Below are 23,066 nucleotides of genomic sequence, written 5' to 3'. Positions count from 1 at the left end.
TCATGACCTTTGCCGATCCCCAGGAAGCCCGCGATTTTCTTGCCCAGCACCCTGACGTGCGCAGCATTGAGCTGATATTGATCGACGCCAACGGTGTCCCACGCGGCAAGCTCCTGCATCGCGACGAACTGCTGGCCATTTATGAAAATGGTCGCCCGCTGCCCAGCTCTATCCTGGCGCTGACCATCCAGGGGGAGGACGTTGACGAGACCGGGCTCGTCTGGGACGTGGCGGATGCCGACTGTTGGACATATCCACTGCCCGGCAGCCTGACGCTGCAACCCTGGCGCACCGTGCCCACCGGGCAGGTGCAGGTCAGCATGCACCCGGAGAAGGGCCTGCCTGCCGCTCCGGCAGACCCTCGGCATGTGCTGGTGCGCGCCGTGGATCGACTCAAGGCGGACGGTTATCACCCGGTCATGGCGGTGGAGCTTGAGTTCTATCTGTTGGACAAGCAGCGCGACGCCCAGGGCCGCCCACAGCCTGCCGTGCAAATGAATGGCATCCGCCCACAGGCTCCGCAGGTGTACGGAGTGTATGAGCTGGAGCAGCTACAGCCGTTCCTGGATGACCTGTACGCCGCCTGCCAGGTGCAAGGGCTGCCGGTACGCACAGCCATCTCCGAATACGCTCCATCCCAGATTGAACTGACCCTGGAGCACCGCTTCGATGCGCTGCAGGCGGTAGATGAGGGCGTACGTTACAAGCGGCTGGTCCGTGGCGTAGCCAACCGGCACGGCTTGCAGGCCTGCTTTATGGCCAAACCCTTTGGTGATCTGGCGGGCAGCGGCCTGCATTTGCACGTGAGCCTGGCCGATGCCAACGGTAACAACCTTATGGCCAGCGAAGACCCACACGGTACGCCGTTACTGCGCCACAGTATTGGCGGCATGATGGCGACGCTGAATGACGCCTTGGCGATCTTCTGCCCCAACGCCAACTCGTTCCGTCGTTTCCAGGCCAACAGCTACGCCCCGCTGGCCAAGAGCTGGGGTGTAAACAACCGCACCGTGTCTTTCCGTGTTCCTGGCGGCCCGGCGCACAGCCGCCACATCGAGCACCGCATCTGCGGCGCCGACGCCAACCCGTACCTTGCTGCCGCCGCGATTCTTTCCGGTATTCATAAAGGGATTCGTGAAGAAATCGATCCCGGCGAGCCCGTCACCGGCAACGGCTACCAACAAGCCTGCGAAACCCTACCCACCGATTGGCTCACGGCGCTGCGTAGTCTGGAAACTTCAACCTGGGCCCGGGAGGCTTTGGGTGAGGAGTTCTTGAAGGTCTATCTCGCCATTAAATGGGCCGAGTACCGCCAGTTCATGGGGGAGGTAGGGGAGCAGGATTGGCGGTGGTATTTGACGCATGCTTGATATGACTAAGTGAGGCAACAATTTTCAAATAGGCAAGTCAAAAAAAGAACATGCATTCTTGTGTAGTTAGCATAAGCAGGCTATGCGCTCAATTCAGCTTTTAGAATGGCCACAATGTATCGCACTTAAAATGACCATCCTTTTCTGAGGCGCATATGGTCTTGCTTAAAAATATAAATCTTGTAACAACTACACAACTTTAAAAAATACTGAGCTGCTTCTATGAGGAACTACCTATTATATAGGTTAAGCGCATGGGGATGATAAAATCACCCAGCTTAATTCTATATAAAAAGTAAATTTCTATTCGCAGAATAAATAATTCAGCTTTTATGGAATTTGAACACCTATTGAAAACCTAGAAGACCTCAGACATGCAGCACTACAAATTAAATTTGGCTATTTATATAAGCAGAAAATCCTTATGCAGGCAAAGATTAAGAACCCATTAACTTATAGCACGGGCTTTTAAATAAGGCACGAGACTATGTGAAGCAGAAAAGAAATCGCCGAACAAAGAAATTAAGTGACTTAATAGTTTCTACATCAAACAAGTTTAACTAATAGCTAATTCAGATCATTACCTTCATTCGCAAAATATTTCCTCAATACGACCTCTCAAAACTTCCGGCTTCATAAGTGCTAATGGCTGCAAATCATAGATATAGGAACTAGATTTATAATCACTCTGTATTCGAGCTAGAAGCTAAGTAAAATTTATTGTTGGATGGGCTTGTTTCTTATAGAAACTTAGAAAAATTGGAGAAGATATAAAACAAACTAAAATATACCAAGAGCAGTAGAGATTGATCAAAAAGGTATGAAAAATCTACATTCCAAAACGGACCGTATCGCAGCTACAAGAGTTAGTATTTTTACAGCTGCCTACTCAGCCTTAGGTTCGTTAGTAAATTGTTTTTTGAAGCTAAAATTCTTCCAGCCACAGCTTGCCTAGCTTAAAAATACGGCTCTAAGTTTCCATAAACAAAAAAACAGTGGATAAAATAGATAAAAATATAAATGCAAATAATCTTATCCATAAATCCACACTTTCCATACAGTGAAGAAAACCACCACTTTTTCCTTGTGAATTCATTAAAACCCCAAGATACCAAAAAGAGAAGTTAAGTAAAAAGGCTAGTGCAACTAATAGTATTAATCCTGTGCTTACAATCCAAGCCTTCCATAAATCAACACTCCCAACCACTGGATCTGAATATATCAGCAATTGTCCAGTCAATAAACCAAGTGAAAGTCCCCCAATCGCATAAGTATTTACCAAAAGATGATAAGCACACCTTGCAATAAACTTTGATCGAGGCAACAAAATTGCGAAGCCAACAAAAACAAAAGATATGACCCCAATTACATTCCACAAATGAGGGCCTATTCCCTCTAAAGCAGCCGCTTTCAAGTAATTAGCAGGAAGATAATCATGAAAATACTCCACAAGACAAACTATTAAAAAAGCAGGAACGGCCCAGCAAAATATAATCAGCACTCCTTCATTTATATCACGCGCAGACCATAATGATTCTTTTCTAAAACAACTTAGCTGCGACCTCATATAACGACTAAATCTACCTAACATCGCAAACTCCCCTTTAAATAAAATTAGCTTTCAGGGTCAGTTAAGCTTCTTATACAGCTTTTCTTAATTAATCGAAGACAACCGCTATGTTTATCCCCGACCTATATACGGCATCTTTGTCGCCATGACTGTCATGAATTGCACATTCGCCTCCAGCGGCAAACCGGCCATATAACGCACCGCGTCCGCCACGTGCTGCACATCCATGCGTGGCTCGATGGCTTTTTCGCCGTTGGCTTGCAAGATGCCTGTGCTCATGCGCTCGGTCATTTCGGTGGCGGCGTTGCCGATGTCGATCTGGCTGCACGCGATGTCATAGGCGCGGCCGTCGAGGGAGAGGGATTTGGTCAGGCCGGTAATGGCATGTTTGGTCGCGGTATAGGCTACGCTGAAAGGCCGTGGGGCATGGGCGGAGATGGAGCCATTATTGATAATCCGACCGCCGCGGGGTGTCTGGTGGCGCATGAGGCGGAAGGCGGCGCGGCTGCACAGAAAGACGCCGGTCAGGTTGGTATCGACCGTAGCACGCCAGGCACTGACGTCCAGCTCATCAATAGGTACGGCCTGGGCACCGATACCCGCATTGTTGAATAGGACGTCGAGCCGGCCATAAGTTGCCTTAATGCGCTCGAACAGGGCGTCTACGCTTTGCTCGTCCGTCACATCGCACACAACGGCCAGGGCTTGCTGACCTGCAGCCTTGGCTTCTTCCATAAACGCCTGCAACGGCGCTTCGCGGCGGGCAGCGATGACGACGCGATACCCATCATTCAATAGCGCCTGGGCAACGGCCTTGCCGATCCCTTGGGAGGCCCCGGTGACAAGCGCGACTTTACCGGCTGCGTTCATGCATGAATCCTTCTTTTTATTAGGGGAGGTCTGAGCCTAAACCAGCCCGCGCGGTTAGGGTAGGCTCTGTTATCCACAGCCTTGATGAGAAGACTTTATGCCTTATGCCAATCTCCTGTTCGATCTGGACGGCACACTGACCGATCCCAAGCTCGGCATCACACTGTCCATCCAATATGCACTGGCTCAGATGGGTATCAATGAGCCCGATCCAGACACGCTTACTCATTTTATCGGCCCGCCGCTGCACAGCGCCTTTATGGCGTCTTATGGATTCGACGATGCCCAGGCCTGGCAAGCCGTAGAGCACTATCGGGTGCGCTTTAAAGAGAAGGGCCTGTATGAAAACACGCCGTACCCAGGCATCCGCGAGACGTTGGCAGCGCTCAAGGAGACGGGGTACAGCCTGTATGTGGTGACGTCCAAGCCTTGGGTGTTTGCTAATGAAATCGCGCGCCACTTTGAGCTGACGGGGTATTTCAAGGCCATTTATGGCAGCGAGCTGGATGGCACGCGTACGGATAAGGGCGAGCTGATCAAACATGTGCTGGAGACGGAAAAGCTGCAGCCCGAGACCTGCCTGATGATTGGAGACCGCAAACACGACCTCATAGGTGCTCGACGCAACGGTGTAGATGCAGCCGGTGTGAGCTACGGTTATGGAGGCCGTGCAGAGCTGGAAGCGGAAGGGCCGCGGTTTGTTTTTGAGACACTGGAGGCGTTGAAAGAAGCGCTGGTGTGATGAGCAGGATGGGTTGAGCTGCGCGATACCCATCATCAAAACACTCATGCCCACTGAATGCAGAGAAAAGCAGCAAAATCGCTTCGCTCAATATGCTCCTTAACCGCCGATATTCCCTCCACTGTAGGCCGCGAGATCATGTGTAGCGCGCTCTAAAGCTCGCTACATGACCCAGTGAAGTTACTCATAACAGCCCCACTTCGTTAGCAATAGGTATGACTATTTATCTGGTGATTTTGCATAGCCTTTTAACTCATAAGATGTCTGACGTATGACGTTTCATAAGCTCATGGAATACAGGAAATAAGGGGAGTGTAGCCGATAAGGGACATTTTTTGCCCGCTGCACACGGTGCGATAAAGGCTATCGCCGTGTTGTGACAGCCTGGTGAATATGGCTATCGATAGAGGCGGGTTCAGCCTGTAGCCGCAGGAAAACGGGTTAGTGATACATCCCGTTTTCCCTACGCAATCATGTTCTACAACTTTGCCTTGACCGCGTCCAGACCGTCGTTGCCGTCCTTGGTTTTCACACCCTGCAGCCAGGGCTCAATGGCCTGTGGATTAGCCTTGAGCCAGTTCTGTACAGAGTCGGCATAACTGATCTTTTTCTCCACCACGTCGTTCATGATGGCGTTTTCCATATCCAGCGTGAACGCAAGGTTGGAGAGCAGCTTGCCTACGTTCGGGCACTGCTCGGCATACCCTTTACGTGTCAGCGTATGAACCGTGCCCGCCTCGCCAAAGTATTTCTCACCGCCGGTGAGGTACTTCATCTCGTAATTGATGTTCATGGGGTGGGGCGTCCAGCCCAGGAAGACCACCCACTGGTTGCGCTTCACAGAGCGGCCTACCTGCGCCAGCATGGCCTGCTCGCTCGATTCCACCAGTTGCCAGCCGCCCAGATCGAACTCGTTACCGTCGATCATCTTCTGGATCGACTGGTTACCCGGGGCACCCGAGCCGATGCCGTAGACCTTCTTGTTGAACTTGCCAGCATGCTTGGCCAGATCGCTAAAGTCTTTCACACCGGCGTCCCAGACATACTTGGGTACGGCCAGGGTGAATTCGGTCCCGTTCAGGTTTTCCTTGAGATCGGTCACTTGGCCGCTTTTAACGAATTGATCGTAATACCCTTGCTGCGCAGGCATCCAGTTGCCCAGGAAGGCGTCGATCTTGCCATCCTTCAAGCCGCCAAACACGATGGGGACGGAAAGCGTGTCGACCGTGCTCTGGTAGCCCAGCGATTCGAGCAGAAAGCCGGCAACGGCATTGGTAGTGGATATATCGCTCCAACCCGGATCAGCCATACGAACAGTGCCGCAAGCGGCATCTTCAGCGTGAACCTGCGTACCAAACAGGGCGGCGCCAACCATCAAGAGCGTGGGTATTGGTTTCATGCGTGCGTCCTTCAGCGTGTGTTATCGGGTCTACAGTGGCCCGTCAGCATCCTTCGAGCAAGGGTTGATTACAGCGGCTGTGGATAACGGGCACGGCGCTCCAGATCATCCAGGTCGATGTGGTTGCGCATGTATTGCTGGCTCGCATCCACGAACGGCTGGTGGTCCCACGCCGTGCGCATGCCCTTATTCAGCGCCTCGGCGACAAAGCGGCGACGCCGCTGGCTGGCCAGCACATCGGCGTGGATATGGGGTATGGACCATCGGGTACGGGCCTCCTGTACAAAGGTATCCAACACGCTCTGGTATTCACTGCTGGTTGCAAGGTTCTCCAGCTCCTGGGGATCATTGGCGAGATCGAATAGAAGCAGCGGGTCCTGCTCGGAGTAGATGAACTTGTAGCGGCCACGCCGAATCATCATCAGCGGGCTATGAGTACCTTCGGCCATGTATTCGCCGATCACTTCATCGTGTCCCTCACGGTTTTCCAGGTGCGGCAGCAGTGATCGACCATCCAAAGGCAGGCCGTCCTGCACAGAGCCTCCAGCCAGCTCCACGAGGGTCGGCAGGAGGTCCATGGTGGAAACCGATGCACTGACGTGCCGCGCAGCAAACTGTTTGGGGGCGTGGATGAGCAGGGGTACACGGGCAGACATCTCGAACCAGTGCATCTTGTACCAGAGGCCGCGCTCGCCCAGCATGTCGCCATGATCACCCGAGAAGACAATGATCGTATCCTCTGTAAGTCCGCACTCTTCCAGAGTCTTGAGCAGCTTGCCGATATTGGCATCCACATAACTGCATGCCCCGTAGTAGGCGCGGCGCGCATCCCGAATCTTTTGCTCCGGTAACGGCTTGTCCCACAGGTCGATGACCTTGAGCAGACGCTGGCTGTGAGGGTCCTGTTCATCCTGGGACAGCGTTACCTGTGGCAACTCGATGTCCGTTTCCTCATATAGATCCCAGAATTTCTTGGTAATCGTGTAGGGGTCATGCGGGTGGGTCATGGAGACAGTCAGGCAGAAGGGCTGGTCATCCCCCCGACGGACATGGTCGTAGAGGTATTGCCTGGCCTTGAAGACCACTTCCTCATCGAAGTCCAGCTGATTGGTGCGGATGGAAGGCCCGGCCTGCAGCACGGATGACATGTTGTGATACCAGCTTGCACGCACATCCGGCTCGTCCCAGTTCACCGCCCAGCCATAATCGGCAGGGTAGATGTCGCTGGTCAGACGCTCCTCGAAACCGTGGAGCTGGTCCGGTCCGCAGAAATGCATCTTGCCGGAGAGGGCAGTGCGATAGCCCAGGCGGCGCAGGTAATGGGCATAGGTCGGAACGTCCGCAGGAAAGTCAGCGGCGTTGTCGTAGGCCCCGATTCTGGAAGGCAATTGCCCACTCATCAGAACAAAGCGAGAGGGCGCACACAACGGGCTGTTGCAGTATGCCGAATCGAACACCACGGCCTGCTGTGCCAGACGCTCAAGATTGGGAACCTTGATGGGCGAGTCGGCACGGTGGAGCGGCAGCAGCGGCGCAGCCATCTGGTCCGCCATGATGAAAAGGATATTGGGTTGCTTCATTGCGGCGCGTCCTATGCTGGAAAGTTATGCGATAGTGCGTGAGCCCATGATCAATCCTGCAAGGTTGATGGGTAAACCACATGAGAATGCATGTGCTGGATAAGGAGGCCTTATGGCACTGATGGATGAGCCGCTGTCGCTAGACTGCCTGCGTATCTTCGAAGCGGCTGCCCGGCACCTGAGCTTTACCGCAGCGGCAGCCGAGTTGGGCATGACGCAGCCGGCCATCAGCCAGCAGATCAAACGGCTGGAAGGACAGCTGGCGGTACGCCTGTTCGACCGTGTGTATAGAGGCATTACCCTGACGGCCGCTGGGGCGTTGCTTCTGGAACACGTGCAAGCAGGACTGGACAGCATCGACACAGGCATTGCAGCCATCACGCGACGAGCACCTCATGAAGTATTGAACGTAGCGACCGATTTCGCCTTCGCCGCCTATTGGCTGATGCCTCGCCTGCCCCGCTTTCATGCACTGCACCCGGAGCTGGACGTCAGCCTTGTCACCAGCGATCGCATGCCTGGGCTAAATCTGCAAAATATCGATATTGCCCTGACCTTTGGCGATGGTCGCTTCAAGCATGGTGAGTCGCTGGCCTTGTTTCGAGAAGAGGTTTTCCCGGTCTGTAGTCCGCGCCTGGTTCAGGGTATGACACTGCCGCTCCCCAAGCAGACGCTGGCCAGCCTGCCCATGCTGCATTTGAAGCCGGAGCTGTCGAGCAAATGGTTCGACTGGAAAGGGCTCTTCCAGGCGTTGGATATTCAAGCACCGCCTATTCCGGCGGTGTTGAGCTTTGATAACTACACCCTCGTCATTCAAGCCGCTATCGCCGGCCAGGGCGTTGCGATTGGCTGGCGCCATCTGGTGGACAATCTGGTCGAGCAAGGTTTGCTATGTCGCCCGATTGCCGAGTGCGCTACGTCTGCCTATGGCTATCACGCGCTGATTCCCGAGCGGAAGCGGCGGGGCAGGTTGGTCGAGCAGTTCGTCGGATGGCTGCATAATGAGATCAACGGCGAAACCCTTGTGCTAGACCGCTTTTGCCTCAGCATATGAAAAACACTGTATTGCGATATGTAAAAAGCCTATCAAGCTAATAGCGCCTGGACCGATAGGACAAGCAAAGGCTTTTTGCCTACTTGTTCTTGAGGATGAACTCATGGCGTTACGCACTCTGAAAATCGCTCCCCGCCTGGCCGCAGGCTTTGGCCTGATGGCGCTTATCGTTCTAGGGCTCGGCCTGTTTTCAATGAGCCAGATGAACAACATGCGTGAGCAATCACGGCAGGTTGATACGCATTGGTTGCCGGCTATCAATGCGCTGGGCGAGATCAACATGGACATGATGCGTATCCGTGTCTTTACCTTGCGCCTGTTTACCGCGGATACGGCGCAGCGTCGCCAGGAAGATAGCCAGAAGGCAAACGATATCAAGGCGAGTCTTCGCGATACTCAGGCCCGCTATGAAACGCTCCTGGTACTGGACGCTGAAAAAGAGGCTTACGCTCACTTCAAGCAGTGGCAGGACAAGTATTTTACCGATCAGGCTGAAGTGACACGCTTGGCGCTGGCGGGCGACATGCAATCAGCCTCGGCCATACTCAACAAGAGTCTGAACGAATACGCCAACCAGATGGCTACCCAGCTCAAGAAGCTGGCAGCGCTCAGCGCAGACGAATCCGGCAAGGCCGCCGACAAGGCGGAGGCAGCTTATAACGCCGGCAAGCTGGGCGTCAGCCTTGCCATCGCCCTGGCGTTTGCAATCACCGTATTGCTGGCCTGGGTCATGAGTCGCAGCATCGTACGTCCGCTGGGCCAGGCTGTGAGCAGTGCGCGCGCCGTAGCATCCGGCAACCTGAGCGTGCCGGTTCTGGTAGATGGCAAGGATGAAGTAGGGCAGCTGCTCGAATCCCTCGCCGTCATGCAAGGTAACCTGCGCGATGCGATCGAACAGATCTCTTCGTCCTCCACACAACTGGCCTCTGCGGCAGAAGAGCTGAATCTGGTTACGGAAAGCTCATCCATGAACCTGACCCAGCAGAACCACGAGATTGAGCAGGCTGCAACTGCCGTGACCCAGATGAGCACCGCTGTCGAGGAAGTAGCCCGTAACGCCGTGTCCACCTCCGAATCGTCTAAGCGCTCGGCGCAGGCCGCTCACGAAGGCCGCACCAAGGTCGACAACACAGTTACAGCCATTGAGCACATGGCCGGCGAGGTGGACAAGACGTCCACATTGGTCAGCGGACTGGCCGAACAGGCCCACGATATTGGCAAGGTGCTGGATGTAATTCGGGCCATTGCCGAGCAGACCAATCTGCTGGCCCTGAACGCGGCCATCGAGGCAGCACGGGCCGGTGAAGCGGGGCGCGGTTTCGCCGTGGTCGCGGATGAGGTGCGTGCCCTGGCCCACCGCACCCAGGAGTCTACCCGTGAAATCGAACAGATGATCAGCGCCATCCAGGGCGGTACGCAGGAAGCCGTAACATCCATGCAGAGCAGCGCCAGCCAAGCGCAAAACACGTTGGCGATTGCCCAGTCTGCCGGTGCGGCGCTTGAAGAAATCACCCAGCTCATTGCCGAGATCAACGAGCGCAACATCGTGATTGCCAGCGCGTCGGAAGAGCAGGCGCAGGTGTCTCGTGAAGTAGACCGTAACCTCGTCAACATCCGTGACCTGGCCTCCCAGTCCGCAACCGGCGCAGCCCAATGCAATGCTGCCAGTGCGGAACTGTCTCGCCTGGCGGTGGACCTGAACGGTCTGGTGAAACGCTTCGAGATCTAACGCTGACGCCTACGAAAAAGGCAGCTCCAGGAGCTGCCTTTTTTATTACCGCCGGGTATTGCCCTTAACGCTCGTAGAGCTCAAGGGGCAGGTCGTCCGGATCGCTGAAAAAAGTGAAGCGTTTCTGCGTCAGCTCATCTACCCGGATAGGCTCTACGGCAACGTCATGCTGCTTGAGATGCGCAACGGCAGCGTCCAGATCTTCCACGGCAAAGGACAGATGGCGCAGGCCTTGCGCTTCCGGCCGGGAAGGGCGCGGTGGCGCGTCTGGGAAGGAGAACAGCTCGAGCTGGGCGTGATCACCAACAGCCAGATCCAGCTTCCAGGACTGGCGCGCCTCACGAAAGGTCTCAGCTATCACCCTGAGCCCCAGCACCTCGGTGTAAAAACGCTTGGACGTGGGGTAGTCGGAGCAGATCAGCGCCACATGGTGCAAACGGTCGAACATCAGGGCACCGCCACGAACTTCAGGTCGGACGGCATGGCTACGTCGACACTCTGCAGCTCTTCGCCCAGCTTGCCAGTCTGCGGATCACGCGCGAACACCTTCAGCTGGCTGCTGCCCTGGTTGGCCACCAGCATGTAGCGTCCCGTCGGATCAATGCTGAACTCGCGGGGCTCGCGACCGTTGACGGAGCGGCGATCAACAAAGGTCAACGTGCCTTCCACCGGATCGACGGCAAACACATCGATATGGTTGTCGTCACCCCGATTGGCAGCGTAGAGGAAGCGGCCATCGTTGGAGAGATGGATGGCGCCTGATCCTACCTTGCCGCTGAAACCTTCCGGCGCCAAGGTGTAGACCTGTAACTGTCGCAGTGCACCGTTTTCATGGGCGAACACCATGACCTGTCCGGTCAGCTCAAGAGTCAGGTAGGCGAAGCGGCCATCACCGCTGAAGACGATATGACGTGGGCCGCTGCCTGATGGAACGGGCGTATAGGGAGTTTCAGCCGGAGACAGCGGGCGCTCCTGTCGCGCAGGGTTGTAGCGATAGGCAAAAATCTTGTCAGCGCCGAGGTCTGGCGAGAACAGATACTGGCCGTCTGGCGTAAACGTCACCCCATGTACATGGCCGGACGTCTGCCGCTCCGGGTGATTATTACTGGCCTGGAAGAATTCGATCTGGGCAACCGGGCTCAGCACACCGTTGCTTTGCACCGGCAGCGCGGCCAGAGAGCCTTCGGGCTCGACGGAATAGTTGGCGACAAACAGGAACTGTCCGTCAGGGCTGAGCGTCGAGTGGGTTGGATGATCCCCCAGGGTCTTGACCTGGCTGATTTGTTGCAGCCGGCCGCTTTCTGGATCGAAGCGATAAGACGTGGCGCGGCCAATGTCATCGCCCTGGCTGCCACGACCGTTTTCATTGACGACAAATACGGTACGGCCGTCGCGCGCAAGCGTAAGGTAAGACGGATTGGAGGCCTTGACGACGCGCAGCGGGCCGGTAACCTGCCCGGCGCGGCTATCGAATCGGTAGACATAAAGCCCCTGGCTACTGCCGTTGGTGTAGGTCCCTACCAGCAGGTTATACAGTCCCGGCTCAGCGCTGGCGGTGGTCGCGATGCCGGTCAGTGGCGCGAGCAGGAACAGTGGTAGCAAAGAGGGCAGCTTCATGGCGTTTACTCATTCTGATCAGTGAGGCACGGGCAAAAAAGTTAGCTAACAGACCTGAACCGGTGATATCAGTTCGCTTTGTGACACATTCTGTTGAGCTTCATCGTTTCCATGCGGTCCGACCCAAGTGTAACGGTTTGAACCTTTTTCTGTGGCGGCCCTGAGCCCGCTCATTTCTCAAACAGGAGAGTACGATGCGTTTCTATTGCCTGCCTAAAGCCGAATCCTATGCCGACCTGACCCTGCGCGAGTGTGATACACCCAAGCCGGGACGCGGCCAGGTTCTGGTCAAGATGAAGGCCGCCTCGCTGAACTACCGCGACCTCATGGTCGCAACCGGCCGTTATGCACGTGGCGGTCTGCCCAAGGATCTGGTGCCACTGTCCGATGGTGCAGGGGAAGTAGTGGAGATCGGAGATGACGTTGACCGCGTCAAAGTAGGCGATCGCGTGGCTGGCATCTTCATGCAGACCTGGATTGGCGGCCATCTGGACCCCGCCCACGGCGCCTCCGCCCTGGGTGGCGCCATCGACGGGGTGCTGTCCGAATACGTACTGTTCGACCAGAACGGTGTGGTTACACTGCCGGAGCACCTGTCCTATGAGGCTGGCGCTACCTTGCCCTGCGCCGGTGTAACCGCCTGGCATGCACTGTTTGGCAGTGTTCAGCCATTGGTGGCTGGTCAGACCGTGCTGCTGCTGGGTACGGGCGGTGTGTCCATCTTTGGTCTCCAGTTCGCCCGTGCGGCCGGGGCGCGTACCATCATTACCTCATCCAGCGATGAGAAGCTGCAAAAGGCCAAGGCCTTGGGCGCTCACGAGACCGTGAATTACAAGCAGCACCCGGAGTGGCAGGAGCAGGTGCTAGGCCTGACCGAAGGGATCGGCGTTGACCATGTGGTAGAAGTCGGCGGCGCCGGTACGCTGCCTCGCTCGCTGCGCTCGACTCGTCCGGGCGGCGCCACCCACCTGATCGGTGTGCTGACGGGTGGAGAGATCAACCCGGCAGCGCTGATCCAGCGCTCTGTCGTACTGGAGGGTATCTATGTCGGCTCACGCGAGATGTTCGATGCCATGAACCGTGCCATCGCCCTGCATCGCATCGAGCCGGTGATCGACAAAGTCTTCAGCTTCGACGAGGCCGAAGCGGCGTATCGCTACATGGACGGACAGAGCCATGTGGGCAAAGTCGTCATTCGCTTTGAAGGGTAAGACATGACAGCGGCTATCCAGGGCTACCACGCCCATGTCTATTTCGACGCCACGACACTGGAGCAGGCCAGGGCGCTGTGCGAAGAGGCCGCGCGCCGCTTTGCCGTGACGATGGGCCGGGTTCACCAGCGACCGGTCGGCCCTCACCCGGACTGGAGTTGTCAGCTGTCGTTTCGTCCAGAGGTATTTGCGGGCGTGGTGCCCTGGCTGGCGCTCAACCGGAACGGGCTGGTGATCTTTCTCCATCCCGTGACCGGCCATGATCGTGCCGATCACCGCGACCATGCCCTCTGGATGGGTGCGGTAAGGCCGCTTGACCTCTCCGTGCTACCCGAAGAACCCGTGCAATACGACTTTCAGTAAGCCCGTGATGACGCACTGTGCGGCACCATGGATTGCTTCAGTCTAGGCAAAGGCGCACTAACGCAGGGTTACTGCGCCACCACCCAAAGAATTGACCAATCAATCCAGCACGTTGTGCAGGACCTCATACACGATGCCGGTCGTGATGGCGATCAGTACCATGTCCGTGCCCAAACGGCGCCATTCATAACCCTCATAGCGGGGTAGCTGCTTGGCGATGCCGGGTGGCAGCGGCTTGCCATAACCATGGGGTAGCGGCTTGCCCTTGGCGATCACCAGCCCCGGCGGAAGCGGTGAGCCGCGGCCGATCTCGCCCTTGTGGGCCCGTATGGTTTCACGTACCGGGCTGAAATCCTGCGGAGGTAACCGCTTGCCATGGCCCTGGCTGGCCTGCGGACCGCCATGTCCTTGATTGCCCTGGTTACCTTTCGACTGGGCAGAACCGCCTTTATGGTCCTGGCCATGCGGCATCTGTGCACCCTGACTGTGTCCCTTGCCGCCGCCCTGCGGCCCGTTCATTTGATCCGGCGGCGCAGCCAGCGCAAGTGGCGATCCCACACACAACGTAACGCATACGCTGGCGATGGCTTTTTTCATGCGATTCATGGTGGTCTCCCACATGGCGATCCAGAGGATCCTGATTCAAAACAACCCGTTACCTACGGCATGGGCTGTTTTCAGTCTATCGTCATCCGCGTCGTCAGAGCGCTATGTCAGCAAACCTTTACCTTCGCGCCACGAAAAAACTTGGATAAGGGGGTTCCATCGCCCGGGAGGGTGCCCTTTATACTGCCGCTGCGCCGGACTCGGGACCTGCCAGAGTGCCTTTCGAGACGCCAGACAGGTCGAGTCTGCTATTTACCTCTTCAGCCGGACGATATTCACGTGAAATATCTTTCTCTCGTATTGAGTGCTGTATTGATCGGGGGCAGCCTGGGGGCTGCAAATGTCAGTGCAGCCGAGGCCAAGGCCACTGTACCGATGCGGCAAGAACTGGCATCGGGCAGCGCCCTGCTGGTCGACATGCAAACGGGCCAGCCCTTGTATTCCAGCAACCCCGACGTCGTGGCTCCCATTGCATCCGTCACTAAGCTTATGACTGCCATGGTCACCCTGGATGCCAAGCAGCCCATGGATGAAATGCTGACCGTCAAGATTGACGATGTGCCGGAAATGCGCGGTGTGTATTCGCGTGTGCGTCTGGGCAGCGAGATCAGCCGTCATGACATGCTGTTGCTGGCGCTGATGTCCTCGGAAAACCGTGCTGCCACCAGTCTGGCCGAGCATTACCCGGGCGGTGTAAAGGCCTTTGTGGCCGCCATGAACGCCAAGGCGCGTGCGCTGGGCATGACCAATACCCACTATACCGAGCCGACAGGTCTGTCCCTGAACAACGTCTCGACCGCCCGTGACCTGGTCAAGCTGCTCCAGGCCACCCGCAATTATCCGCTGATTGGTCAGCTGAGCACCACGCAAGAGAAGACTGTGGCGTTCCGCAAGCCCAATTACACCCTGGGCTTCCACAACACCAATCACCTCGTGGGCAAGAGCGACTGGAATATTCAGGTCACCAAGACCGGCTTTACCAACGCAGCGGGTCATTGTCTGGTCATGCGCACGGTCATGAACAACCGCCCGGTTGCATTCGTGGTACTGGATGCCTTTGGCAAATACACCCACATGGCCGATGCGAGCCGCCTGCGCAAGTGGATAGAAACCGGCCAGGTCACCCCTATCCCGGAAGTGGCCAAGGCCTACAAGCAGCAGCGCCATATGGCTGCTCGTCAGGCAGTCGCCGCGCAGTAAGACGCGGTATGAGCGGGAATGAGGGGTATCGCCAAGCTCAACCCATCCTGCAAAGCAAAAGCCGCTGCAAATGCAGCGGCTTTTTTGTTTGAGGCGAGTGCGTTACGCGCAGTACCGGCAGGGTATTAACCCATAAGGTAGATTGAGCGAAGCGATATCCATCACTCAAGCCACTTATCTATCACCGCCTCGCGCTGCGTACCGCTTCCGCCAGACTGCCACACAGGCTCAATACACCCTCGACGGCCTCGGTGCTGCTTTGCGCCTTGGCGATCTGGTCGACCAAGGCGGAGCCCACTACCACCCCATCCGCCAGCTGAGCAACCACTCTGGCCTGCTCGGGCGTCCGGATACCAAAGCCTACGCACAACGGAAGCTGAGTGAACTGCCGCAGCCGCTCGACCGCATGCTCGATGTGTTCGTTCGTGGCCGAACCCGCCCCTGTCACACCCGCCACCGAGACGTAATACACGAAGCCTGAGCTGCTGTTCAGCACACGCGGCAGGCGGTTATTGTCTGTAGTAGGTGTCGTCAGGCGGATAAAGTCGATGCCCACGGCCTGAGCCGGGTCACACAGCTCGGCGTCGTGCTCGGGCGGCAGATCCACCACGATCAGGCCGTCTACACCGGCATCCCTGGCTTCGGTCAGAAAGCGTTCAACGCCATAACGGTGGATCGGGTTGTAATACCCCATCAGCACCAGGGGTGTCTCGGCTTCTTCCTGGCGAAATTCACGCACCATCTCCAGCGTTTTTGCCAGGGTCTGTCCGTTCTTTAATGCACGCAGGGCTGCGGCCTGAATGGCCGGGCCATCCGCCATGGGATCGGTGAAGGGCATGCCCAGCTCGATCACATCGGCACCCGCCTTGGGCAGGCCCTTGAGGATTGCCAGCGACGTGGCATAGTCCGGATCACCCCCGGTGGTATAGGTCACGAGCGCGGCGCGGCCCTCTTGCTTCAGCTGGGCGAAACGGGTTTCCAGACGACTCATAGCTTGTCTCCCAGATGGCTCATCACGGTTTGCATGTCCTTATCGCCGCGGCCGGAGAGGCAGACGATCATGATGTGATCCTTGGGCAGCGTAGGCGCGCGCTTGTAGGCTTCAGCCAGAGCGTGGGCGGATTCCAGCGCTGGAATGATGCCCTCCAGACGGCAGGTCTGGTGGAAAGCCGCCAGTGCCTCGTCGTCATTGATCGGCACATACTCCACGCGCTTCACATCATGCAACCAGGCGTGCTCCGGGCCGATGCCAGGATAGTCCAGGCCGGCGGAGATAGAATGCGCGTCGATGATCTGGCCGTCGTCGTCCTGTAGAAGAAACGTACGATTGCCATGCAGGACACCAGGAACGCCACCGTTCAGGCTGGCAGCGTGCTTGTCGGTACTGACACCGTGACCACCGGCTTCAACGCCAATGATCGCCACGTCCTTGTCATCCACGAATTCATGGAACAGCCCCATGGCGTTTGAGCCACCACCCACACAGGCGATCAGGCTGTCGGGCAGGCGACCCTCTTTCTCAAAGATCTGCGCCTTGGCTTCACGACCGATTACGGCCTGGAAATCACGAACCATGGCCGGGTAGGGGTGCGGACCGGCAACGGTGCCAATCAGGTAGAAGGTATCGGCGACATTGGTCACCCAGTCACGCAGGGCCTCGTTCATCGCATCCTTGAGCGTGCCCGTACCGGCAGTGACCGGGATCACCGTCGCACCCAAGAGCTTCATGCGAAAGACGTTGGCCTGTTGCCGGTCGATATCGGTGGTGCCCATGTAGATCACACAGGGCAGGCCGAAGCGGGCCGCTACGGTGGCAGTGGCCACGCCGTGCATGCCGGCACCGGTCTCGGCAATGATGCGGGTCTTGCCCATACGCTTGGCCAGGAGAATCTGGCCGATGCAATTGTTGATCTTGTGCGCGCCGGTGTGGTTCAGCTCTTCGCGCTTCAGATAGATCTTGGCGCCACCAAAATGCTCGGTCAGGCGCTCGGCGAAATACAGCGGATTGGGGCGGCCAATGTAGTCGCGCTGGAAATAGGCCAGCTCATCCAGAAACGCCTGATCCTTCATCGCGGCGGTGTACTCACGCTCGAGATCCAAAATCAGCGGCATCAGGGTTTCGGCCACATAGCGGCCACCAAACTGGCCGAACATGCCCTGAGCGTCAGGGCCTTGGCTGTAGGTCATGTCTGTCATGGGAGAGCTCCCTGTGAATATGGTTTTACACTAACCGGTTGCTGGACAGGAATAAATTGATAAGATCGCCTGTATCTGTTAGAAAAACTCACAGGTCGGATAATGAACGATCTTCCTCCTTTAAATGCTCTGCGTGCCTTTGAGGCAGCTGCGCGCCTGGGTAGCGTCAGCAAAGCAGGAGCGGAGCTGTTCGTTACCCATGGCGCGGTAAGCCGTCAGATCCGTGCATTGGAGGAACAGCTGGGCGTGGTGCTGTTCGTCAGGGAAGGGCGGGGCCTTGCGCTAACCGAAGCGGGTCTTCGACTGCGGGACGCCAGTGCCGAAGCGTTCGAGCGGCTGCGCAGCGTCTGCGCCGATCTCAAACGCGGCGCCAGCGATGCTCCCTTTGTGCTGGGCTGTTCGGGCAGCCTTCTGGCTCGCTGGTTCATTCCGCGGCTGGATCGACTCAACCGTGAATTGCCTGAACTACGGCTGAGCCTGTCCACCAGCGAGGGCGAGCTCGATCCCCGCCGTCCCGGCCTCAACGCCACGCTCTTGTTTGCCGAGCCAACTGCACCGCCGGACATGCATGTACACGTGCTGGCCCCTGAATGTATCGGCCCGGTCGTCAGTCCCCGGTATGCCAATGCGTCCCTGTTTCAGAACGCACCCCCTACGGCGCTGTTGGGCGAGCCACTACTGCATACGGCTTCCCGCCCACAGGCCTGGCCTGCGTGGGCGCAACGCCATGGTCTGCCAGCTGACAGCCTGACGGTTGGCGCAGGCTTCGAGCACCTGTATTACCTGTTGGAAGCAGCCGTGGCCGGGTTGGGCGTCGCCATTGCGCCTAAACCCCTGGTGGCTGGAGATCTGGCGGCAGGACGGCTGATAGCACCGTGGGGATTCGTTGAGACCGAAGCGGTTTTGGCATTATGGGTGCCGGGGCGGCTGGCGGACCAGCGAGCACAGCGGCTTGCACAATGGCTGCGAGCAGCGCTGGCAGAAGACTAGGAAGGATCATCGCCGCCCGGCAAGGCGAGCGGCGAAAAAGGCGACATTATTATTCGTCGCGCAGCAGCCACCAGCCTGCCAGTACGGTCAGACCGGCGACCACGCCTACAGTAGCCCAAGGGTGCTTGCGCACACTTGTACCGGCTATTTTGCTGGCTTCTAGTGCTAATACACGTGCTTCGTCATAAAAATCTTCCAGGCTCTCACCCGAGCGGTGCAGCGCGTGGCTGGTGTTGTCCTTGAACGACTTCAACGAATGACGGGACTCCGCCGAAGCACTGCGCTTCAAGGAGGAGAGAGAATCTTTCAGTGTTTGAATCTGGTCTTCAAGATTTTCAAGGGTTGCCTGATAGGAACTGTTACGAGCCATGGCGTGAACCTCCTGTTTCATTGGGTGTTCCGGGTCTGACTTCACCCGGCAGCGAAAGTGCGACACAAACTTGATCAACACTTGTACACACTGAACTAATCCACGTTTTGATGAGACTCATTAAACAAGCGGTTTTTTCCTTGGCCAGATGATTGGCCAACTACAACCAGGAGGTTTTCATGTCTGATCATCACACGTACAAGAAGCTGGAAATTGTCGGCTCCTCCACCACCAGCGTCGAAGATGCCATCAACAACGCCCTGGCGGAGACCAGCAAGTCCATCAAGAACATGGAGTGGTTTGAAGTCGCCGAAACGCGCGGTCATATTCAAGACGGCAAGGTGGCGCACTACCAGGTAACGCTGAAAATCGGTTTCCGTATCGAAAACAGCTGATCTGATAAAAAAGATTTCGCAGTGAACCAATAAGCGGCGAAACGCTCTATTGCTGCGAGAACTTCCTGGAGCTGCCCGGCAGGTGATAGCGCAGCGGCCTTTGCGCCGATCCGCTATCAACCCCCGCGCAGCTCCGTAATCCCATTCCTCTGCATTTCCCCTCTCGTTATCCCATCTGCAACAAAAACCTAACGCCTGTTCCGGGCAGTTCCGTCTGCCAGATAATGAGCCTCGCTCAGCCTTAACTCAATGGGCAGTGGTTGCGATTTTTGTGACAACAGCGGAGGCGATTGGCCTGAACTCTTGCGGGGTCGCGCTATCCGTATTTATACGCACGCTTCGTCATCACGAAGCCATGACTGCCACCCATATTCAGGTATACAAACGGAGAGTTACACGCAATGCATATGACCCAGGGACTACGCTTGAGCTGGAAGATTGCGGTCTTCGCCGTGCTGGCTTCGCTCTTGAGCGGCTGCGGCATTAACACTATTCCTACCTATGACGAGCAAGTGAAGTCGGCCTGGGCGCAGGTGGAAAACCAGTATCAGCGCCGTGCCGATCTCATCCCGAATCTGGTTGAGACCGTAAAGGGTTACGCCAAGCAGGAGCAGGACACCCTCACCGCCGTGATCGAGGCCCGCGCCAAGGCAACCTCCATTCAGGTCGACGCGAGCACGCTTAACGATCCCCAGAAACTCCAGCAGTTCGATCAGGCCCAGCAGCAGCTGAGTGGTGCCCTGAGCCGGTTGATGGTGGTGTCCGAGCGTTATCCGGATCTGAAATCCAATCAAAACTTCATGGCCCTGCAATCCCAGCTGGAAGGTACTGAAAACCGTATCGCCGTGGCCCGCCGTGACTTCATCGCCTCGGTCGAGCGCTATAACACCGAAATCCGCACTTTCCCGGGCAGCATCTGGCACAAGATCTTCTACAGCGACCTGCCGGTTCGCGAGAACTTCAAAGCCACGACGCCTAACGCTGATCAGGCACCCAAGGTCAACTTCAATCAATGATTGATCGCCCGGTGTTTCGCGCCTTTGCGCTGTGGATTCTGTTCTGGGCTTGTGCAGCGGTGGCACAGGCCCAGCAGGCTCCTGGTTTCCCACCCTTGACCGGCCGGGTTGTTGATCAGGCCGGAATGTTGGATGCCCAGACCAAGGCCCGACTGGAGCAGATGCTCAAGGCCCATGAGCAGGCGACGAGCGAACAGGTGGTGGTCGCTACCATCCCCAGCCTGCAAGGCCGTTCCATTGAGGAGTATGGCTATCAGCTCGGTCGCCATTGGGGGATCGGGCAGAAAGGCAAAGACAATGGTGCGCTACTTCTTGTCTCGCGTGACGACCGCAAGGTCCGAATCGAAGTCGGCTATGGTCTGGAAGACCGCCTGACGGATGCGCAGTCCTTCCTGATCATCAATCAGGTCATTGTTCCCGCGTTCCGGCAGGGTCAATTTGCTCAAGGCATTAACGAGGGGGCTAGCGCCATGCTCAAGGTACTGGGCGGCGATCCGCTGGCACGCCCGGCACAGGATGATACATATCACGACAGTGAAGATCGTCCTACCCCGATTCTGTTCATCGTCCTGTTCGTCATCATCCTGTTCATGATGAAAGGTGGCGGAGGCGGTCGTGGTGGACGTGGCGGGCGAGGCAACTCGGTGCTAACCGGCGCAATCCTTGGCAGTGTTCTCGGCGGTGGTGGCCGCTCGGGAGGAGGTGGCCTTGGAGGAGGTGGTTTTGGTGGGGGCGGCGGCAGCTTTGGCGGCGGCGGGGCTTCAGGTGATTGGTAAGGAGAGCGGACCTCTATGACATTACTCAACGAGCACGAGCAGCGACAGGTCGCTGAAGCCATCTCTCGCGTTGAACGCGATACCGATGCAGAGCTGGTCACGGTGCTGGCCGCACGGGCCGATGATTACACCTATATCCCGTTACTCTGGGCGAGCCTCATTGCATTGATCGTTCCAGGCGCGATCAATTACTACCCAGGTTGGCTGAGCCCCCATGAACTCCTGCTGGTCCAGTGGGGCACGTTGATTGCGCTGAGTCTGATCTTCCGCATTCCAGCCATCACGACGCGTCTGATTCCACGCCAGGTGCGTTGCTGGCGCGCGTCCAACCTGGCACGCCGTCAGTTTCTCGAGCACAACCTTCACCACACACAGGCGGAAACTGGCATGCTGATCTTTGTATCGGAAGCCGAACGCTATGTGGAAATCCTCGTAGACCGAGGTATTTCGCAAAAGCTGAGTGACGAAACCTGGCAGTCGATCATCGCAACCTTTACACAGCAGGTTCGTCGCGGCGAAACCTTGCAGGGCTTTCTGACCTGTATCGATGCATGCGGTGAGCACCTGAAGCAACACCTGCCGGCAACCCATACGCGTAACGAGCTACCGGACCGGCTGATCATCCTACCCTGAGGGGTAGGCGTTTCCCTTGTTTGACGCGGGCCACTGTGGCCCGTGACAGGTTATTCCCCTTGCAAACGACCACCACCTCTATTCCTCGCTATCCCGTGATGGTGCTGATCCTCGGCGCCCTGGCCTGTATCGGCCCCATGTCGATTGATGCCTACCTGCCGGCCTTTGGCGCCATCGGCCGAGATTTTCAGCTGACACCTGAAAAGACCCAATTGACGCTCGGCCTGTATATGCTGGCGTTCGCATTCATGACGCTTCTGCATGGCACCCTGTCCGACTCGTTCGGCCGCCGGCGGGTCATTCTTTCGGCCCTGGCGGTGTATATCGCCGGCTCGCTGATCGCGGCATTCGGCCCGAGCTTCGACTGGCTGCTGGCAGGCCGTGTCTGCCAGGGCCTGTCCGCTGGTGCAGGAATGGTAGTGGGACAGGCCATCGTGACGGACTGTTACAAGGGTCCGGTGGCCCAGAAAACCATGTCCTACATCATCATGGTCTTCAGCGTGTCCCCAGCCTTTGCGCCGATTATTGGCGGCTACCTGTCAGAACACACCGGTTGGCGCGGCGTATTCTTTTTCCTCGCGGCGCTTGCCGTTTTCAGCGCCTCGCTCTGCGCGTTCCTGATGCCCGAGACCCTGGCGCCAGAACGCAGACAAGCCTTCGATCTGAGCGTCCTGTCGCGCAATTACGGACGAGTCATGCGGGACGGGCAGTTCATGGCACGCGCCGTGGTCTTCGGCGCCCTGTTTGGCGGCTTCGCCTTCCTGATCGGCGCCGCCCCCGATTTTGTCACCCAGGTACTGGGGCTGGCCGAAACCGACTTTGGCTATCTGTTTATTCCCATCGTAATCGGATTGACTAGCGGGTCCTTTCTGGCAGCACGGCTTTCCTCACAATTGCCTTCCGGTCGACTGATCGGCTTTGCCTACGCCATGCTTGGCCTGAGCTGCCTGATCAACCTGACCTATACAGGTCTGGCTACCGACCTGAATGTCTATGCGGCCGTTATCCCGCACGGGCTGTTCGTCTTCGGTCTGTCGCTGGGCATTCCTACCATGACGCTACGCATCCTTGAGCGCGTACCGGAGCTATCCGGCACCGCCGCGTCAGTCCTGGGGTTTGTCCAGATGATCTTCTTTTCCATCGTCAGCGGCTGGCTTGCGCCGCTGGTGTACGGCAGCGCCTTCCGTCTGGCCGTGGCGCTGTCCATTGGGGTCGTGGTAAGTGGCTTGGGTTGGGCGCTGGTCACGCGCCTTTCCTCATCGGCCGAGCCCGCCTCAGCGCGGTAATGTCTTTCCGGGCTGGCCATTTAAATAGCCAGCCCGCGTCTTTGTTCACAGCCCCCTTGACCCTATCGTAACGTGAGGTCTCAGGATCAATTC

At 57.1% G+C, this 23,066-nt stretch carries 23 protein-coding genes and 1 pseudogene; 14 read left to right on the top strand and 10 right to left on the bottom strand.

The genetic code is table 11. The annotated features are described in order from the left end of the window. The first annotated feature begins 2 nt into the window (after nucleotides 1-2). Complete coding sequence (locus tag PLU01S_RS00820) at nucleotides 3-1,370, top strand: glutamine synthetase family protein (protein WP_074821038.1); 1,368 nt, start codon at nucleotides 3-5, stop codon at nucleotides 1,368-1,370. Nucleotides 1,371-2,340: 970 nt separating this feature from the next. Here the strand turns inward: PLU01S_RS00820 and PLU01S_RS25300 are convergent. Beyond that, nucleotides 2,341-2,961 (bottom strand): hypothetical protein, encoded by a 621-nt coding sequence (locus tag PLU01S_RS25300; protein ID WP_139208654.1) that lies wholly within the window; start codon nucleotides 2,959-2,961, stop codon nucleotides 2,341-2,343. A gap of 90 nt (nucleotides 2,962-3,051) precedes the next feature. Next, a complete protein-coding gene (locus tag PLU01S_RS00815; RefSeq protein ID WP_074821035.1) occupies nucleotides 3,052-3,810 on the bottom strand; it encodes an SDR family oxidoreductase in 759 nt (252 codons plus the stop codon). A gap of 97 nt (nucleotides 3,811-3,907) precedes the next feature. Here PLU01S_RS00815 and PLU01S_RS00810 point away from each other — a divergent pair, with 97 nt between their 5' ends. Continuing rightward, a complete protein-coding gene (locus PLU01S_RS00810; RefSeq protein ID WP_074821028.1) occupies nucleotides 3,908-4,552 on the top strand; it encodes an HAD family hydrolase in 645 nt (214 codons plus the stop codon). Between the two features lie 478 nt (nucleotides 4,553-5,030). Here the strand turns inward: PLU01S_RS00810 and PLU01S_RS00805 are convergent, their stop codons facing one another. After that, a complete protein-coding gene (locus PLU01S_RS00805; protein ID WP_074821024.1) occupies nucleotides 5,031-5,951 on the bottom strand; it encodes a choline ABC transporter substrate-binding protein in 921 nt (306 codons plus the stop codon). 68 nt (nucleotides 5,952-6,019) lie between these two features. Continuing rightward, on the bottom strand, nucleotides 6,020-7,531 hold the full coding sequence (betC, locus tag PLU01S_RS00800) for a choline-sulfatase (protein ID WP_074821021.1): 1,512 nt from the start codon (nucleotides 7,529-7,531) through the stop codon (nucleotides 6,020-6,022). A gap of 112 nt (nucleotides 7,532-7,643) precedes the next feature. Here betC and PLU01S_RS00795 point away from each other — a divergent pair, with 112 nt between their 5' ends. The 3 genes and pseudogenes from PLU01S_RS00795 (at nucleotide 7,644) to PLU01S_RS00790 (ending at nucleotide 10,314) form a co-directional block, all read left to right on the top strand. Next, nucleotides 7,644-8,585 (top strand): choline sulfate utilization transcriptional regulator, encoded by a 942-nt coding sequence (locus PLU01S_RS00795; RefSeq protein ID WP_425326523.1) that lies wholly within the window; start codon nucleotides 7,644-7,646, stop codon nucleotides 8,583-8,585. A gap of 103 nt (nucleotides 8,586-8,688) precedes the next feature. Next, a pseudogene (locus PLU01S_RS26490) lies at nucleotides 8,689-9,231 on the top strand (MCP four helix bundle domain-containing protein); the annotation flags it as partial. A 24-nt stretch (nucleotides 9,232-9,255) separates the two neighbouring features. Beyond that, complete coding sequence (locus PLU01S_RS00790; RefSeq protein ID WP_425326525.1) at nucleotides 9,256-10,314, top strand: methyl-accepting chemotaxis protein; 1,059 nt, start codon at nucleotides 9,256-9,258, stop codon at nucleotides 10,312-10,314. Nucleotides 10,315-10,378: 64 nt separating this feature from the next. Here the strand turns inward: PLU01S_RS00790 and gloA2 are convergent, their stop codons facing one another. Beyond that, the gene (gloA2, locus tag PLU01S_RS00785; protein ID WP_019366520.1) at nucleotides 10,379-10,762 is read right to left on the bottom strand and encodes an SMU1112c/YaeR family gloxylase I-like metalloprotein; all 384 of its coding nucleotides are present in this window, start codon (nucleotides 10,760-10,762) and stop codon (nucleotides 10,379-10,381) included. Beyond that, nucleotides 10,762-11,931: a lactonase family protein gene (locus PLU01S_RS00780; RefSeq protein WP_074821014.1), complete on the bottom strand. Its 1,170-nt coding sequence runs from the start codon at nucleotides 11,929-11,931 to the stop codon at nucleotides 10,762-10,764. Before PLU01S_RS00780 ends, gloA2 begins: the two co-directional genes overlap by 1 nt. A 194-nt stretch (nucleotides 11,932-12,125) precedes the next feature. Here PLU01S_RS00780 and PLU01S_RS00775 point away from each other — a divergent pair, with 194 nt between their 5' ends. Together PLU01S_RS00775 and PLU01S_RS00770 are read left to right on the top strand one after the other, a co-directional pair. Further along, nucleotides 12,126-13,142, top strand: coding sequence for a zinc-dependent alcohol dehydrogenase family protein (locus tag PLU01S_RS00775; protein WP_074821011.1), 1,017 nt, complete (start codon nucleotides 12,126-12,128; stop codon nucleotides 13,140-13,142). 3 nt (nucleotides 13,143-13,145) lie between these two features. Then, complete coding sequence (locus PLU01S_RS00770; RefSeq protein ID WP_074821008.1) at nucleotides 13,146-13,505, top strand: DOPA 4,5-dioxygenase family protein; 360 nt, start codon at nucleotides 13,146-13,148, stop codon at nucleotides 13,503-13,505. Between the two features lie 99 nt (nucleotides 13,506-13,604). Here the strand turns inward: PLU01S_RS00770 and PLU01S_RS00765 are convergent, their stop codons facing one another. Next, on the bottom strand, nucleotides 13,605-14,111 hold the full coding sequence (locus tag PLU01S_RS00765) for an anti-virulence regulator CigR family protein (RefSeq protein WP_169715103.1): 507 nt from the start codon (nucleotides 14,109-14,111) through the stop codon (nucleotides 13,605-13,607). 279 nt (nucleotides 14,112-14,390) lie between these two features. Between PLU01S_RS00765 and pbpG the strand changes: the two genes are divergently transcribed. Next, complete coding sequence (pbpG, locus tag PLU01S_RS00760) at nucleotides 14,391-15,311, top strand: D-alanyl-D-alanine endopeptidase (protein ID WP_074821005.1); 921 nt, start codon at nucleotides 14,391-14,393, stop codon at nucleotides 15,309-15,311. A 181-nt stretch (nucleotides 15,312-15,492) separates the two neighbouring features. Here pbpG and trpA read toward each other — a convergent pair whose 3' ends face one another. Further along, entirely contained in the window at nucleotides 15,493-16,302 is an 810-nt protein-coding gene (trpA, locus tag PLU01S_RS00755; protein ID WP_010796387.1) for a tryptophan synthase subunit alpha, read from the bottom strand. Then, a complete protein-coding gene (gene trpB, locus PLU01S_RS00750) occupies nucleotides 16,299-17,507 on the bottom strand; it encodes a tryptophan synthase subunit beta (protein WP_074821002.1) in 1,209 nt (402 codons plus the stop codon). Before trpB ends, trpA begins: the two co-directional genes overlap by 4 nt. A 99-nt stretch (nucleotides 17,508-17,606) precedes the next feature. Between trpB and PLU01S_RS00745 the strand changes: the two genes are divergently transcribed. Beyond that, on the top strand, nucleotides 17,607-18,497 hold the full coding sequence (locus PLU01S_RS00745; RefSeq protein WP_037029877.1) for a LysR family transcriptional regulator: 891 nt from the start codon (nucleotides 17,607-17,609) through the stop codon (nucleotides 18,495-18,497). 49 nt (nucleotides 18,498-18,546) lie between these two features. On the opposite strand, the gene PLU01S_RS00740 is transcribed toward PLU01S_RS00745, so the two are convergent. Further along, the gene (locus PLU01S_RS00740; RefSeq protein ID WP_010796384.1) at nucleotides 18,547-18,867 is read right to left on the bottom strand and encodes an ElaB/YgaM/YqjD family protein; all 321 of its coding nucleotides are present in this window, start codon (nucleotides 18,865-18,867) and stop codon (nucleotides 18,547-18,549) included. Nucleotides 18,868-19,046: 179 nt separating this feature from the next. On the opposite strand from PLU01S_RS00740, the gene PLU01S_RS00735 reads away from it, so the two are divergent. From PLU01S_RS00735 to PLU01S_RS00715, 5 genes are all read left to right on the top strand, one after another. Continuing rightward, nucleotides 19,047-19,262 (top strand): dodecin, encoded by a 216-nt coding sequence (locus tag PLU01S_RS00735; RefSeq protein WP_010796383.1) that lies wholly within the window; start codon nucleotides 19,047-19,049, stop codon nucleotides 19,260-19,262. A 407-nt stretch (nucleotides 19,263-19,669) separates the two neighbouring features. Further along, nucleotides 19,670-20,278, top strand: coding sequence for a LemA family protein (locus PLU01S_RS00730; protein WP_112297976.1), 609 nt, complete (start codon nucleotides 19,670-19,672; stop codon nucleotides 20,276-20,278). Further along, the gene (locus PLU01S_RS00725; protein WP_074820999.1) at nucleotides 20,275-21,054 is read left to right on the top strand and encodes a TPM domain-containing protein; all 780 of its coding nucleotides are present in this window, start codon (nucleotides 20,275-20,277) and stop codon (nucleotides 21,052-21,054) included. Before PLU01S_RS00730 ends, PLU01S_RS00725 begins: the two co-directional genes overlap by 4 nt. A 15-nt stretch (nucleotides 21,055-21,069) precedes the next feature. After that, nucleotides 21,070-21,687, top strand: coding sequence for a TPM domain-containing protein (locus PLU01S_RS00720; protein ID WP_010796380.1), 618 nt, complete (start codon nucleotides 21,070-21,072; stop codon nucleotides 21,685-21,687). A gap of 59 nt (nucleotides 21,688-21,746) precedes the next feature. Further along, complete coding sequence (locus PLU01S_RS00715; RefSeq protein ID WP_083397799.1) at nucleotides 21,747-22,973, top strand: multidrug effflux MFS transporter; 1,227 nt, start codon at nucleotides 21,747-21,749, stop codon at nucleotides 22,971-22,973. Nucleotides 22,974-23,066: the final 93 nt, after the last annotated feature.

Origin of the sequence: Pseudomonas luteola NBRC 103146 (assembly GCF_002091675.1) — a bacterium.
Classification (GTDB): Bacteria; Pseudomonadota; Gammaproteobacteria; order Pseudomonadales; family Pseudomonadaceae; genus Chryseomonas; species Chryseomonas luteola.
This window is presented reverse-complemented; position numbering and strand designations above follow the sequence as displayed.